This is a genomic window from Microbacterium nanhaiense (genome assembly GCF_014646015.1).
Taxonomy (GTDB): Bacteria; Actinomycetota; Actinomycetes; order Actinomycetales; family Microbacteriaceae; genus Microbacterium; species Microbacterium nanhaiense.
In genome coordinates this window covers 76,895-91,770 of sequence record NZ_BMMQ01000002.1, presented here as the reverse complement: position 1 = coordinate 91,770, position 14,876 = coordinate 76,895, and the positions used below count along the sequence as shown (strand labels likewise).

The window sequence follows — 14,876 nt, the reverse complement described above, 5'->3', positions numbered from 1 at the left end:
GCTTACTCAGCGCGAATCCGAGAACCCGCCGCCGGAGCGGCGTCAGGCGCGCTCGCGGGCCGCGAGCCTATCCCGCTCCTCACGCTCCGCCTCGCGCGCCGCGTTGAGGGCGTCCTGCGCCACGACGACATCGCGTTCCGCGGCGCGAACCGTGCGCTGGGCGAGCGTCTCCGCTCCGTAGACACTGCCAACGCGCTGCTGCTGCTCCTCCACCGTCGTCACGATGTATGCGCACGCGATCAGGACGACCTGTGCCGAAAAGTTGAACCAGAGCAGGAGGGCGATGAGCGAGGTGAACACGCCGAACAGCGGATTGTTGTTCGCGCCGCCGACGAACAGCCCCGACGCCTGCTGCAGCACCACGAGCCCCGCGCCGCCGATCAGCGAGCCAGGGATCATCGCGCGCACCCCCGCGCGAACGCCGGACTGCAGCCAGAACAGCCACGCGATGATCACGGCGTCGAGCACGAAGGTCACGAAGACGCTGCCCGCGCGGGCGACGAATTCCGCTCCGCCACCCGCGTCGAAGTGGATCCACGACAGGACCAGGTCGACGAACGAGGATCCGAGGAAGCTCGCCAGCGCCGATGCCGCGATGAGCACGCCGATCGACAGCGCGAAGAGCAGGTCGACGCCCTTCATGATCAGGGCGTTCGAGGTGTCCTGGCGCGTGCCCGCGATCGTCCGAAGCGACATCCGGACATTGCCGACCGCCCCGAGGAGCGCCGCGATCAGCGCGATGGCACCGATACCGCCCGCGAAGGTGAAACCGATGCGCTGTTCGAGCACCTGGTCGATGTTGATCAGCACGTTCGCGTCGTCTCCGGTGCCGATGAGGCCCGGCACGACCTGATCCACCGTCTCGACGAGCGCGTCCCAGAGATCGCTGCGCGTGGAGAGCCAGAACGACGCGATGGAGAACCCGAGCAGCACCGATGCGAACACCGCGAAGAGCATGCGGTAGGTGATCGCGGCGGCGAGGAGGCCGCCGCGGTGGTCCGAGAACAGGAAGAAGGCCCGCACGAGTCTCAGGCGCAGCACCTGCTTCACCGCGGCGTTGATCGCCCCCAATATCCTCACCATGCCCGTTACGTTACGTGATCGCGAGCCCGAGGACCGCGCCCAGCACCATAAACGGCCCGAATGCCACGGCGGTCGAGGCGGTGCCGAGGCGGGCGAGAAGCAGGGCCGTCGACCAGATGCCGCCGATCACGAACGCGAGCCCGCTGCCCACGAGAAGCGGCGCCCAGCCGTCCCACGCGAGGAGGAAGCCGACGGGGACGGCGAGCTTGACGTCGCCGCCGCCGAGGGCGCCGCGGCTGGCCGCGCGAAGGATCCCGTACACGCCGCCCAGCAGGACGGCGCCCGCGGCGGCCCGACCGAGCGGCGCGATCGATCCTCCCGCGACCGAGGCCGCCGCGCAGAGCGCGAGCAGCAGGCCCGCGAGTGTGACGACGAGGCGGTTCGGGATCCGGTGCTCGTGGATATCGACGTGGGTCACCCACACGCCCATGACGACGAAGCCCGCCTGGGCCGCGATCATCAGCGCATCCGTCATGCGCCCCAGGCTAGGCCTTCCGCCGGGTTAGCGTTTATGCCTGTGGAAAGGGCGAGCGGCCCCTCCGCCGACTACTCCCCCATGCGGTTGCGCAGGCGCATGGCGCGATCGGCTTCGCGCTTGTCCTGACGCTCGCGAAGGGTGTGACGCTTGTCGTACTCGGTCTTGCCCTTCGCGAGCCCGATCTCGACCTTCGCGCGACCGTTCGAGAAGTACAACCGCAGGGGAACGAGGGTGTAGCCGCCGACGGCGACCTTCTGCCCGAGCTTGGCGATCTCCTCCTTGTGCAGAAGGAGCTTGCGCTGCCGCTTGGCGGCGTGATTGGTCCACGTGCCCTGCGAGTACTGCGGGATGTTGACCTGATCGAGCCACGCCTCGCCTCGGTCGATGAAGGCGTAGCCGTCGCTGAGGTTGGCGTGTCCCTCGCGGAGCGACTTCACCTCGGTGCCCATCAGGGCGATGCCCGCCTCGTAGGTCTTCTCGATCGTGTACAGATGCCGTGCGCGGCGGTTCGTTGCCACGACTTTTTCGCCCTGTTCGCGTGCCATCGCGCACCTCCTGTCAGTAATTGGGCAACAGCCGACCAGTCTACTGGTTCTCAGCGCCGCAGCGCGCGGCTCGATGCGACGGATCCGGAGATCGCGGCGAAGACGATGCCGAGCAGGATGATCGCGGGGATCACATACCAGGTGTCGGCGAAGCTGACCCACGGGATGGCCGTGACCTCGCGGGCCAGGTATCCCTCGATACCGAAGTGCATGCCTCCGACGAGCGCGGCGCTCGCGAGGAGACCGCCGATCAGCGCGGCGATCACGCCCTCGAGCACGAACGGCGTGCGGATCGTGCCGTTGGAGGCGCCGACGAAACGCATGATCTCGACCTCGCGCTCGCGCGTGATCGCCGAGATGCGGATCGTCGTGCCGATCATCAGCACCGCCGAGAAGAGCATGATCGCGGCGATGCCGACCGCGATGTACGCGGCGATGGTGAGGCCTCGGAAGATCGGCTCGAGGTAGTCGAGCTGATCGGTGACCTCCTCGACGCCCGCCACATCGGCGAAGGCGTCGGTGATGACGGGGGTCTGCTCCGGATCCTTGAGCTCGACGTGATAAATCGCGCTCGTCTGCTCGACCGTGAGGAGCCCCGCCAGTTCGTCGCCGAAGGTCTCGAGCATCGAATCGTGCGCCTCTTGCGGCGTCTCGTACGTGAAGCCGTCGATGAGGGGCGCGAGCACATCGGACTCGAGCCGTTCCTGCACGGCGGCCGTCTGCTCCTCGGTTGCGATGCCGTCGAGGCAGGTATCGGTGTCGGAGATCTCCGAGCACATGTAGATGTCGACCTTCGCGCGATCCTGGAAGTAGTCGCTCGTGCGCTGCAGCTGCGCGCCGAGCAGGATCGCCGCGCCGACGAAGGTGAGCGAGACGAAAGTGACGAGCACGACCGAGATGACGGTCGCCAGGTTGCGCCGGATGCCCTGGAAGGCCTCGGAGAGAACGAGAGAGAGCTTCATGAGGTCGGGCCCACTTCGTCGTCGGATCCGTCGATGCCGAGACGGTCGGCCATGCCGACCTCGTCGACGTCGACCGTGATCGGTGCGGGCGCCGGCGCGGGTGCCGCGTCACGCTGCGCCGGCAGGTCGACCGAGGTCACCGGCTCGACGCGCCCCTCCTCCACATCGCGGCGCAGCTCGGTCGCGGCCGTGAACGCCTGCTGCGCCGAGGCGCCGCGGACGACCTCGGGGCGCAGCGTCGCGAGGGCGGAGGTGTCGCCATAGGCGCCGCCCAGCTCGTCGCGGACGAGTCGGCCGTCGTTCAGCTCGATGACGCGGCGTCGCATCTTGTCGACGAAGCCGGCCTCGTGCGTGGCCATCACGACGGTGGTTCCGTCGGCGTTGATCTGCTCGAGCAGGCGCATGATCTCCACCGAGGTGGTCGGGTCGAGGTTGCCCGTCGGCTCGTCGGCGAGAACGATCTGGGGTCCGTTGACGATCGCGCGCGCGATCGCGACGCGCTGCCGCTCGCCGCCGGACAGCTCGGATGGCAGGCGCTTGCCTTTGCCGTCGAGCCCGACGCGCTCCAGGACCTCGGGGACGGAGTGCTTGATGAACGCCCTCGACCGCCCGATGACGCGCAACGCGTACGCGATGTTCTGCGAGACGGTCTTCTTCTCGAGCAGTCGGAAGTCCTGGTAGACCGTACCGATGTTGCGACGGAAATAGGGCGTGCGTCGATCGCTCAGCGTGCGAGTATCGCGGCCGAGCACGAGGACGCGGCCCTCGCTCGGCGTGATCTCACGCGTAATGAGGGACAGGCACGACGACTTGCCCGAACCCGACGCGCCGACCAGGAACACGAACTCGCCGCGCTCCACCTCAAAGTCGACGCCGTCGAGCGCGGGCTGCGGGGTGCCGCGATAGCGCTGGGTGACGTTCTCGAACCGAATCATCTCGTCTCGAGGGTACGCGCCGCGCATATGAGAGCCCGCATCGACACGATCAGCCCTCGCCCATTCGGACGATATCGCCGATTCCGTCCAGCGCCGCACGGCGATGCGCGATGACCACCAGCGTCGCCTCCGGGAGGGCGGCGACGCCCTCGCGGACCGCCCGCGCCGTCGCGGGATCCTGGTGGCTCGTCGCCTCGTCGAGGATGACGATCCGCGGCCCGCGGGCGAGGGCGCGGGCGAGGGCGAGGCGTTGCCGCTGACCTCCCGAGAGCGAGAGCGCGTCCTCCGACAGGCGCGTGTGCAGCCCCTCCGGGTGGGCGCGCACGTCCTCGGCGAGCGCCGCGCGTTCGAGCGCCGCCCACGCGCCTTCCTCGGTCAGCTGCGGGTTGCCGAAGCGAAGGTTGTCCAGCACGCTTCCCGAGATGAAGACGGGTCGCTGCTCGACGATCGCGACGGCGCGCCGCAGCTCGGCGAGGCGCACGCGCCGCAGCTCGACGGATCCCTCCGCGCCGACGAGCTCGATCGTGCCCGCCTGCGGATCGCGCTGGCGCACGAGGAGCGATGCGAGCGTCGATTTCCCGGAGCCGGACGCTCCGACGATCCCGAGCGAGCCGCCGGGCGCGGCATCGACGTCGAGCCCGGCGAACACCTGCGCGTCCCCGTAGCCGTAGGCGAGGCCCCGCAGCCGAAGGCCCAGGGGTCCGCGGGGGATGTCCTCGGGGTCGGCGGGGTCGAGGATGCCGGGCGCTCGTCCGACGATGTCGAGGTAGCGCCGCGCGGCCGCGAGCGCGGCCGGAAGGCTGCGGGCGAATGCCTCGACGGCGCCGGCGGCGGGCGCCGCGGCGACCACGGCGACCGCCGCGACCAGGTGCGCCGCGAGGTCGCCCCGGTCGGCGAGAGCGAGGATCCCGATGGCGGCCGCGGTCGGCCACACGATCGTCAGCCCGCGCCGCAGCGCCGTCACCGCTCCGCTGCGCCGAGACGCCGCCGCAAGTTCTTCCCCGAGGTCGTCGAGTGCCGCCATCCGAGCCTCCTCGGCGCGCAGCGTGCGGATCTCCGCGAGACCCGCGACATCGCTTGCGAGATGGTCGGCGATCCGCGCTCGCACGGCCGCCGTCGTCTCGGCCGCGCGCCGCGCGGTGCGGGCGCCGATCAGCGGGATGAGGACCGCACCCACCACGAATGCCGCGGCCGCGAGCGCGGCGGCCCCGCCCCCGGTCGTCGCCCAGATCGCCGCAGTGACGCCCACCGGCACGATGATCGCGGTCAGCGCCGGCACGATCGTGTGGGCGAAGAACACCTCGATGCGGTCGATGTCGCGGGTAGCGACGGTCGTGAGCTCGGCCGACGCGGACGATTCGTCGTCGGCCGAGAGCGGGGCGACGGCATCGAAGAACGCCAGCCGCATCTCGGCGAGCAGATCGAACGCCGCGCGGTGGCCGAGGTAGTGCTCGAGGTATCGAGCGGCGCCGGCGATCAGGGCGAGGGCGACCATCGTCACGGCGAACGCGGCGACGGAGACGCCCCCGCCACCCCAGGCGTGCGCGATCGCCCATGCCGGTACCGCCGCCAGCGCGATCGCGGCGGCGAGGTTGACGGCGCGCGCGAGGAGGGATCCTGCCAGCCACGGCCAGGCGGGTCGCGCGATGCGGAACAGGTGGGCGATCATCGCGCCTCCTCCGTGGTCAGGACCTCGGCCGGCGCGCCCTGGGAGGCGACCCGTCCCTTCTCGAGGCGCACGACGCGATCCGCGAGCGCCGCCTCGTCGAGCCGGTGGGTGATCATCACGACCGTGTGTTCGGCCGTCGCGGCGCGCAGGGCGCTCAGGACGCGGGCCGACGAGGCGGGGTCGAGGTGCGCGGTCGCCTCGTCGGCGACGAGGATGGGGCGCCGCGTCAGCAGCGCGCGGGCGATCGAGATGCGCTGTGCCTGGCCGCCGGACACTCCCGCGGCGTGCTCGCCCACGACCGTCTCCAGCCCGCTCGGCAGCTCCTGGTCCGGCGCGAGGCCCGCGCGCTCGAGCGCGCGCCTCATCTCCTCGTCCGTTGCGTCCCGCCGGGCCAGGGCGAGGTTCTCCCGGACGGTTCCGGGGAAGAGCACCGCGCGCTGCGGCACGTAGGCGACCGCGGCGCGCAGGCGCTCCGCCGCCGCGGGGGCGCCGTCCAGGAGGATGCCGGTCGCGGGGACGAGCCCGGAGAGCGCGAGCGCCAGGCTCGATTTTCCCGCGCCGGAGGTGCCGATGATCGCGTTGAGGCTTCCCGCGGGGATGTCGAGATCGATGCCCCGTACGGGAGTCGCGCCGCCGCGGGCGATCGTCGTCCCCCGCAGCTCCAGCGCCGCGCGGGGCGCCGACGGGGCGGCGTCGGCTCCGCCCCGCACGCGTGCATCGACCGGATCCGCGCCCGCGGGGCCTCCCTCGCGGAGCGCGGCGAGCACCCGCTCCCCCGCCGCGCGGCCCGCGAGCCCGACGTAGAACGAGCGCCCGAGCCGGTCGACGGGCTCGCGCAACAGCGCCGACAACAGCACGAGCGCGACGCCGAGCCCGGGGGTCAGCCATCCGCCGCTCACGCCCCATACGGCGATGACGGCGGCGGCGGCGAGCGCGAGGATGCCGAAGACCGCATCGGTGATGAGGATGACGAGCTGGTTGCGGCGCAGCAGCGCCATCACCTCGTCGCGGAGCGCCCGCGCCTGACGCGCGAGGCTCGCCCGCCGAACGGCCTCGCCGCCCAGCATTCGCATGGTGTGGCGCACGCGCATCGTCTCCAGGAAGGAGGCCGTCAGCCGCCCCGACACCGCGCGGTATCGGCCGCTGGACGAACGCACCCGGGAGAGGAAGGCCGCGACGAGGACCGGCGCCAGGGCGGTACCGACGGCGAGGATGAGGGACGCGCCCCAGGACACACACGCGGCGATGACGATGAGCACGACGAGCGGAACGATCGCGCCCGCCGCGAGCGGTCCGAGGAAGCTCGCGCGGTAGTGCGCGTAACGCTCGACCTCTTCGCTCGATCGCGCGATCCGCTCGCCCGCGGCCTCCTCCGAGTCGATCGAGTCGTCGAGCGAGCGGCGCGCGGTGCGGGAGCGCCAGCGCCGCTCCTCGGCGGGCTGCGCGAGAGCGGGGATCCAGGTTTCCACGCCCGCCGCGAGCCCCGCGGCGGCGAGCAGGATGAGCGCGGTGACCCAGGCTCCGCCCGCCGCGCCTCCGGACGTGACCAGATCGATACCGCGCGCGATCGTCACGGCCGTCGCGGCGAGGAGGCCGGCTCGCAGCGCCGAAAAGACGACGAGGATCCAACCGGAGGCGGGCACGTCCCGCAGCATACGGAGCACCATAGGTGCACCATTATCCCGCCTCGCGCTGGGCGGTTGCCTGTCGCTGAGCGACAGATGAGGCACACTGGGCAGATGAGCATTATCTCGACGACGACGTCAGACGATCCCCGGGCCGTGCGCAGCCGCGAGCGCATGCAGGAAGCGCTCATGCGCATGCTCGCTCGCGAGGAACTGAGCAGCATCGGGGTCGCCGAGCTCTGCCGGGAGGCCGGCATTCACCGCACGACGTTCTACGGTCATTACGAGAGCGTCGGCGAGCTGGCCGCCGATACCTTCGCCGCCATCATCAAGGCCGCTGCGACGGCTCGCCCGCGCCGCGGGGATTCGGTCGAGCAGATCTCCCGCGCCTATCTGGCGGCCGCGGAGAACGTGCTCGCGGCCGTCGCGCGCGATCGCCGCGCGATCCGCTGCCTGCTCGACTCGTCGCTGTCGCTCGACTTCCGTGGGCGTCTGCGCGACCATTTCCTCACTCACGCCGCCAGCGCGATCGATGCGATGCGCGATCACAACCCCGAGCTGCCGGAGAACACCGAGGTGGGGGCCGCCTTCGTCGCGGGCGGGATCGTGAGCGTGATCGAGCTGTGGGCACACAGCGACAGCGACGACGCGGCGGCGTTCGCGGCGCGACTGTACCGCAGCATGCCGAGCTGGTGGCCGATCCCTCAGCAGACGACGGTCTGACGAGGAGGGCGGCCCGCGGGCCGCCCTCTCCGTTCAGCTGTTCTTCGCCCTGACGTCGAGCTCGCGCGCGAGGTGGTCGCGCTGCTCGATGACGATCCGGCGCAGGGAGGCCGGGGCATCCGCATTGGCGGAGAGCCACGCATCGACCGCGTCGAGAGTCGGTGTGGCCGGGAAGAGGCCGCGCACGAGGCGGCGCGCGGTCTCGATCGAGCGGGTCTGCCACGTCGGCAGGATCCGCGCGAAGTAGTCGTCGTCGAATCGCTCCACGAGGTCGCGCCGACCGCCCGCGCGAATGCCGTCGATCGTCGCGCCGAGGTGGTCGTTCGAGAGGGTCTCGTCCTCCCACGCCTGGCGCCATGCCTCCTCGCGAACGCGAGGCTTCGGGCGGGACGCGAGGGCCGCGGTCGCGGCCGTGCGGCCCGACATCGTGTCGTCGCGGGTGAGCTCCTCGCGGATCCGCTCCTTGCGCCAGACGCCGGTCGTCGCGAGCGCCTGTGCCCAGATCCACCGCAGGTCCGCGTCGAGCACGAGCCCGTCGGGCGTCGGCGCGGATCCGTCGAGCATCGCCGCGATGTCGGCCGAGCGAGCATCGTGCACCGAGGCCGCCTGCCCCAGGGCGCGCGCCCACGACAGCTGCGCCCCGCTTCCGGGCTCGGCGCGCTCGAGTCCCTCCCAGACCGTCTCGAGCCAGGCGCCGCGGACGTCGCCGCGCAGCTCCTCGACGTCGCCGCGCAGCTCCTCGACGACGTAGTGCTCGACGGTGAACGCCGCGTTGGCGAGCGCGCCGGCGAGGATCCCGACGTGACGCTCGGCGGGCGCGTGGCGCCGCACGATCTCGAGGTAGCGCAGGGCCGGCAGCTCGCCATCGCGGGTCGCGTTCCACAAGGACGACCAGACGAGGGCCCGGGCGAGCGTGTCGTCGATCGTCGATAGGGCCCGTTCGACGGCCTTGAGCGATCGCTCATCGAGCCGGGCCTTCGCGTAGGTGAGGTCGCCGTCGTTGATGAGCATCAGCTCCGCGTCCGGCAGCTCGACCGGCGTGCGCTCCTCATGGATGTCGAGGTCGACGCTGTCGCGGCGGACGAGCGCGCCGTCCTCGAACGCGAACGCGCCGATGCGGAGGCGATGCGGTCTCGGATCCGTCTGTGCGAGCACCGAACGGTCGTCCTCGAGCGTCAGGGTCGACATCCCGGTCGTCTCGAGCCACGCCGTCGACCAGGCTCGCACGTCGCGGCCCGAGGAGGCCTCGAGCGCCGCTAGCAGGTCGTCGAGCGTCGTGTTGCCATAGGCGTGCTCGCGGAAGTAAGCGCGGGCCCCGGCGAAGAACGACTCCTCACCGACGAACGCGACGAGCTGCTTCAGCACCGATGCGCCCTTGGCGTAGGTGATGCCGTCGAAGTTAAGCTTGGCGGCCTCGAGGTCCGGAATGTCGGCGACGATCGGGTGCGTCGTGGGCAGCTGGTCCTGCTCGTAGGCCCATGCCTTGCGGCGACCGGCGAACGACGCCCACGCGTCGGAGAATCGCGTCGCGGCGGCGGAGGCGTGCGAGCCCATGTAGTCGGCGAACGACTCCTTGAGCCACAGGTCGTCCCACCAGGTCATCGTCACGAGATCCCCGAACCACATGTGGGCCATCTCGTGCAGGATCGTGTTCGCGCGCGCCTCGCGCTGCGCCTCGGTCGCCGCGCCGCGGAAGACGTAGCTCTCGGTGAAGGTGACGAGCCCGGGGTTCTCCATCGCGGCGAGGTTGTACTCGGGCACGAAGATCTGGTCGTACTTGCCCCACGGGTAGGCGAAGCCGAACGCCTCGTCGAAGAAGTCGAGCCCTTGCCGGCTGATCTCGAAGATCTCCTCATGGTCGAAGGAGTTCGCGAGCGACGCGCGGCAGTACCCGCCGAGCTCGACGCGCTGGTCACCCTTCGTCCACGTGTCTGTCACCCGGTGGTACGGGCCGGCCGCGACCGCGGTGATGTAGGACGAGATGCGCTTCGTGGGTGCGAACTCGACGGTCTGCGAGGAGCCGCCGCCCGTCGTCACGACCGCGCTCTGGTTGCTCAGCACGTGCCAGCCCGCCGGCGCCGTAATCACGAAGGTGTACTCGGCCTTCAGGTCCGGCTGCTCGAAGCACGCCATCACGCGGCGCGAATCCGCCGGCTCGTACTGCGTGTACAGGTAGGTGGATCCGTCCGCCGGGTCCGTGAAGCGGTGCAGGCCCTCGCCCGAGCGGCTGTAGGCGCCGACGGCCTCGATGCGCACCTCGTTGCTCTGCTCGAGCCCGTCCACGCGGATCCGCGCGCCGTCCCAGACGACGGGGCGCTCGGCGCCGTTGACGACGACTCGTTCGACGGTCTCGCCGATGAAGTCGACCCAGGTACCGCCCACGCTCGCATCGAATCGAAGCGTCGTGATCGTGCGGAAGCCGCTCTGCTCGGGTCGCACCGCGCCGGTGACGTCGAGCTCGACGCGGACGCTGTGCAGTGAGATCGCGGCGGATCGCGCCGCCGTCTCTTCACGGGGTAGGTTGGCGGCGAGATTGGTGCTCATATGCTCCATCGTACGAAACGCCGGCTCCGGCGCCTTCAGCGACCGGAGCGCGCGGTCATCGCCCGCGGTGTGCGGTCATCGCCCGAACTGCGCGGCAGCGGGGCAGTCGAACGGATCCCTCGCGGAGAGTCCCACGCGATTGAGGTAGCGCACGACGATCAGGTAGGAGCGCCCGAGCGAGGTCTCCGCGTAGGGAACCTCGCGGCTCTCGCAGAAGTCGCGCACGATCAGGCGGGCCCGCGCGAGGTGCGGCCGCGCCATGTTCGGGAACAGGTGGTGTTCGATCTGGTAGTTTAGGCCGCCCATGAGCGCCGTCGCCCACCAGCCTCCGCGGATGTTGCGAGAGGTGCGCACCTGCTTCGTGAAGAAGTCGAGGCGGGCATCGGCGGCCACGATCGGCATGCCCTTGTGGTTCGGGGCGAAGGACGCGCCCATGTAGACGCCGAAGACGGCCATCTGGACGCCGAGGAAGGCGAAGGCCATGCCGACGGGAAGGAGGAGGAACAGCGGCGTGAGGTAGAGCGCGAAGCGCGCGGTGATGAGCGCGAGCTCGGTCCATCGACCCTTCACCTTCCCGGGCGTGAGGAGGTACTGCAGGCTGCGGAAGTGCAGGTTCAGGCCTTCGAGCGTCAGCAGGGGGAAGAACAGCCAGCCCTGATGGCGCGTGATCGCCCGGCGCAGCCCGCGCGCGGAGGACGCGTCCTCCTCGAGGAAGGAGATCGTGTCGATCGCGATGTCCGGATCCTTGGACACGCGGTTCGGGTTTCCGTGATGCCGCGAGTGCTTGTTGTCCCACCAGGAGGCGCTCAGGCCGATCGAGCCGGCGAGGATCCGAGCAAGTCGGTCGCTCGCGGGGCCCGTGGCGAGGATCTGGCGGTGCGCCGCCTCGTGTGCGAGGAAGGCGACCTGCGTGAAGATCACGCCCAGCGCGGCGGCGATCAGGAGCTGGAACCAGCTGTCGCCGAGCAGGATGAACCCGGCGACGGCGCCGCCGAAAGCGAGCACGAGCGCCGCGCCGACCATCGCGTAGAAGCGCGGCGCGCGCTCGTAGAGTCCGGTTTCGCGCGCGACGCGCGACACCTCCGAATAGGCCTTCGCCATCGGAGGGAAGTCCTGGGTACCGGCGTAGGTCCGGCGGACCGGACCGAGGGTGGCGGAAAGTTCGAGGGGCATGGGCGCCGCCGTTCGGTTTCGGTGTGCCGTGGCGCACACCTTCGTGGATACGTCGGGCAGCTGCCCACCGCCCTCTCGAGCCTACGCAGGGACATATGCCCCGCGGCCCATGTACCGGGCCCGCGCGTCAGAGCGCCGCGTGCCCCGCGTCGAACGCGTGGAACGCGCGATCCGAGTAGATCAACGGCTGCGCGGCGGCGCCCGGCTCCACGGCGTCGATCTGCGCGACGACCAGCACGGAGCCGCCGACCGAGAGCGTGTCGCGGATCGTCCCCGTGAGGCGGCCGCGGGATCCGGCGAGCTGCAGCGCGCCGTCGGCGTCGCGCGACCACCCCTGGCCGTCGGTGAAGCGTTCGCCGCCCGTGAAGGAGAACTGCCGGGCCGTTTCGACGTGCTCGGGCGCGAGGAAGTGGATCTGCAGATTGTCCGCGCGCAGGAGCGCCCCCGCCGTTCCGGTCGCGCGCGTCACCGAGAACGAGACCGCCGGCGGGTCGACCGCGACCGAGGAGACGCTCGAAGCCGTGAGCCCCACGGGCCCTTCCGGCGTGGTCGCCGTGATCAGCGTGACCGCGAGCGGGTGATCGCGGAACGCGTGCTTGAATCGTTCGACGAGTTCGGGGGCGGGGTCGGAATGTGCCATGTCCCGACGGTACCCCCGGTGGTCACCGTTCGTCGGCGCGGAGCGTCACGTTGCGTCACGATTCGCGTCATAAACGGTCATCGTCGGCCATGGCTCACCGGCTTCCGGTGCCGCGGCGACCACGGGTAGATTGAAGCCATGACCTCACCCGTGGATCCCACTCAGACCCGTGCCTGGAACGAGCTTCTCGAGCTCGGCGACGGCTTCTCCCCCGACCTTCGTGCGTGGTTCGATGAGGATCCCGCGCGCGCCGAGAGGCTGTCCTTCTCGCTCGCCGATCTCCACGTCGACCTGTCGAAGAACCTCGTCACCGACGAGATCCTCGCCGCGCTCGTGCACCTTGCGGAGGAGACGGGCGTGGCGGAGCGCTTCGCCGCCATGGTCGCCGGCGAGCACATCAACACGACCGAGGATCGGGCCGTGCTGCACACCGCCCTGCGCAACCCCGCGGGCACGGCGCTGACGGTCGACGGCCAGGACATCGACGCCGATGTGCAGGAGGTGCTCGGGCGCATCGACGAGTTCGCGGCGCGCGTGCGCAGCGGCGAGTGGACGGGCGTGACGGGCAAGCGCGTCACGCACGTCGTGAACATCGGCATCGGCGGCTCGGACCTCGGCCCCGTGATGGTGTACGAGGCGCTCAAGAACTACGCCGATGCGGGCATCGAGGCGCGCTTCATCTCCAACATCGATCCGACCGATCTCGCGCAGAAGACGGCCGACCTCGACCCCGAGACGACGCTGTTCATCGTGGCGTCCAAGACCTTCACGACGCTCGAGACCCTCACCAATGCCCGCCTCGCGCGCACCTGGCTGTGGGAGCGCCTCGGCCTCACCGACGAGGACGCCCGAAAGGACGCCGTCTCGAAGCACTTCATCGCCCTGTCGACGGCGCTCGACAAGGTCGCCGACTTCGGCATCGACCCCGCCAACGCCTTCGGCTTCTGGGACTGGGTCGGCGGACGCTACTCCGTCGACTCGGCGATCGGCACCTCGCTCGCCATCGCCCTCGGGCCGGAGGTGTTCCGCGAGCTGCTCGCCGGATTCCACGCGGTCGACGAGCACGTGCGCCGCACGCCGCTCGCTCAGAACGTGCCGGTGCTGATGGGCCTGCTCAACGTCTGGTACACCAACTTCCTCGGCGCGCAGTCGCACGCCGTGCTCCCCTACGCCCAGCAGCTGCACCGCTTCCCCGCCTACCTGCAGCAGCTGACGATGGAGTCGAACGGCAAGTCCGTGCGCTGGGACGGCACGCCGGTTACGACCGACACGGGCGAGGTGTTCTGGGGCGAGCCCGGCACCAACGGTCAGCACGCGTTCTACCAGCTGATCCACCAGGGCACGCGGCTCATCCCCGCCGACTTCATCGCCTTCGTCAACCCCGCCTACCCGCTCGAGGACGGCGGCCGCGACGTCCACGGACTGTTCCTGGCGAACTTCCTCGCGCAGACGAAGGCGCTCGCCTTCGGTAAGACCGCCGAAGAGGTCGAGGCAGAGGGGACGACGGGAGCGCTCGTGGCCGCGCGCACCTTCGAGGGCAACCGCCCGACGACATCGATCTTCGCGCCGTCCCTGACCCCGAGCGTGCTCGGCCAGCTGATCGCGCTCTACGAGCACATCACCTTCACGCAGGGCACGATCTGGGGCATCAACTCGTTCGACCAGTGGGGCGTGGAGCTCGGCAAGCAGCTCGCCCTGCAGATCGCACCCGCCATCGAGGGCGACGAGTCGGCGGTCGCGGCGCAGGATGCGTCGACCCGCGCGCTTCTCGCCTACTACGCGGCGCACCGCGCATAAGCCGTCGCGTCCGGGCCGCCCTTCGGGGCGGCCCTTTTGCGTTTATGCCGTCTGGCTCTTCGGCAGGTGGCCGCGCTCCTCGCCCGTCGTGAAGAAGTGGCGGAACTCGTAGACCAGCGGACTCCAGCGTCGCGGATCCGGCAGTCCCGTCCCCGGCTTCAGGATTCGCGGATCGGCGTGCACCCGCAGCACCTCCGCCTCGACCATGAACCACTCTCCGGTGTGACCGGGAGTCGCGCGCACCGTGCGGGCCTCGAACTGCAGCCGGCACTCGGCCACGCGCGGGACCGGCACGAGCTCGGACGCCTGCGGCTGGAGGCCCGCGAGCGCAAACTTATCGGCCTCGTAGCGGTAGCGCTCTTTCCCCTCCGGCACCGGATACCTGCCCGTCGTGCCGTCAAGCCGGAGCACGGCGTCGACCAGGTCGCCGGAGGGAAAGTTGATGGTCAGCTCGGGGCGCTCGAGCAGGTTCTGCACCGTCTTCCCCGCCACCTCCAGCCCGAGAACGATCGTCGAACCGAGCGCCCAGTAGCTCGACGCGGGCGAGAGGTTCGCGGTGCCGTCGGCGTTCTGCGTCGCGATCAGGTACGCGCTGCCGCCGACGTACAGGCTTTCGGGCTGAGCGACGACGTGACTCGGCAAGGGGCGATCCATGCCTCGATCGTATGCCCGGCGACGCCGCCGTTTTATCACCTCGGCTCC

Annotated in this window: 13 protein-coding genes; 2 read left to right on the top strand and 11 right to left on the bottom strand. The window is 70.5% G+C overall.

Going from position 1 to position 14,876, the window contains the following annotated elements:
* Nucleotides 1-42: 42 nt before the first annotated feature.
* From IEX05_RS03305 to IEX05_RS03275, 7 genes are all read right to left on the bottom strand, one after another.
* Nucleotides 43-1,083: a YihY/virulence factor BrkB family protein gene (locus IEX05_RS03305; protein WP_188699975.1), complete on the bottom strand. Its 1,041-nt coding sequence runs from the start codon at nt 1,081-1,083 to the stop codon at nt 43-45.
* A 10-nt stretch (nt 1,084-1,093) separates the two neighbouring features.
* Nucleotides 1,094-1,558 carry a prepilin peptidase gene (locus IEX05_RS03300; protein ID WP_188699974.1) on the bottom strand — a complete coding sequence of 155 codons (465 nt, stop codon included), beginning with the start codon at nt 1,556-1,558 and terminating at the stop codon, nt 1,094-1,096.
* Between the two features lie 71 nt (nt 1,559-1,629).
* The gene (gene smpB / locus IEX05_RS03295) at nt 1,630-2,106 is read right to left on the bottom strand and encodes an SsrA-binding protein SmpB (RefSeq protein ID WP_188699973.1); all 477 of its coding nucleotides are present in this window, start codon (nt 2,104-2,106) and stop codon (nt 1,630-1,632) included.
* Between the two features lie 50 nt (nt 2,107-2,156).
* Nucleotides 2,157-3,068 (bottom strand): permease-like cell division protein FtsX, encoded by a 912-nt coding sequence (ftsX, locus tag IEX05_RS03290; protein ID WP_188699972.1) that lies wholly within the window; start codon nt 3,066-3,068, stop codon nt 2,157-2,159.
* Nucleotides 3,065-4,003: a cell division ATP-binding protein FtsE gene (gene ftsE / locus IEX05_RS03285; RefSeq protein ID WP_188699971.1), complete on the bottom strand. Its 939-nt coding sequence runs from the start codon at nt 4,001-4,003 to the stop codon at nt 3,065-3,067. Before ftsE ends, ftsX begins: the two co-directional genes overlap by 4 nt.
* Before the next feature lie 49 nt (nt 4,004-4,052).
* Nucleotides 4,053-5,672, bottom strand: coding sequence for an ATP-binding cassette domain-containing protein (locus IEX05_RS03280; protein WP_188699970.1), 1,620 nt, complete (start codon nt 5,670-5,672; stop codon nt 4,053-4,055).
* Entirely contained in the window at nt 5,669-7,315 is a 1,647-nt protein-coding gene (locus IEX05_RS03275) for an ATP-binding cassette domain-containing protein (RefSeq protein WP_188699969.1), read from the bottom strand. Before IEX05_RS03275 ends, IEX05_RS03280 begins: the two co-directional genes overlap by 4 nt.
* Nucleotides 7,316-7,411: 96 nt before the next feature.
* Here IEX05_RS03275 and IEX05_RS03270 point away from each other — a divergent pair, with 96 nt between their 5' ends.
* Nucleotides 7,412-8,020, top strand: coding sequence for a TetR/AcrR family transcriptional regulator (locus IEX05_RS03270; protein ID WP_188699968.1), 609 nt, complete (start codon nt 7,412-7,414; stop codon nt 8,018-8,020).
* Between the two features lie 33 nt (nt 8,021-8,053).
* On the opposite strand, the gene pepN is transcribed toward IEX05_RS03270, so the two are convergent.
* The 3 genes from pepN to IEX05_RS03255 form a co-directional block, all read right to left on the bottom strand.
* Nucleotides 8,054-10,564, bottom strand: a complete 2,511-nt coding sequence (gene pepN, locus IEX05_RS03265) for an aminopeptidase N (RefSeq protein ID WP_188699967.1) — start codon at nt 10,562-10,564, stop codon at nt 8,054-8,056.
* 75 nt (nt 10,565-10,639) lie between these two features.
* Nucleotides 10,640-11,737, bottom strand: coding sequence for a fatty acid desaturase family protein (locus tag IEX05_RS03260; protein ID WP_188699966.1), 1,098 nt, complete (start codon nt 11,735-11,737; stop codon nt 10,640-10,642).
* A gap of 127 nt (nt 11,738-11,864) precedes the next feature.
* Nucleotides 11,865-12,377, bottom strand: a complete 513-nt coding sequence (locus tag IEX05_RS03255) for a flavin reductase family protein (RefSeq protein WP_188699965.1) — start codon at nt 12,375-12,377, stop codon at nt 11,865-11,867.
* 138 nt (nt 12,378-12,515) lie between these two features.
* On the opposite strand from IEX05_RS03255, the gene pgi reads away from it, so the two are divergent.
* Entirely contained in the window at nt 12,516-14,174 is a 1,659-nt protein-coding gene (pgi, locus tag IEX05_RS03250) for a glucose-6-phosphate isomerase (protein ID WP_188699964.1), read from the top strand.
* A gap of 42 nt (nt 14,175-14,216) precedes the next feature.
* On the opposite strand, the gene IEX05_RS03245 is transcribed toward pgi, so the two are convergent.
* Entirely contained in the window at nt 14,217-14,828 is a 612-nt protein-coding gene (locus IEX05_RS03245) for a flavin reductase family protein (RefSeq protein ID WP_188699963.1), read from the bottom strand.
* Between the last annotated feature and the right edge of the window lie 48 nt (nt 14,829-14,876).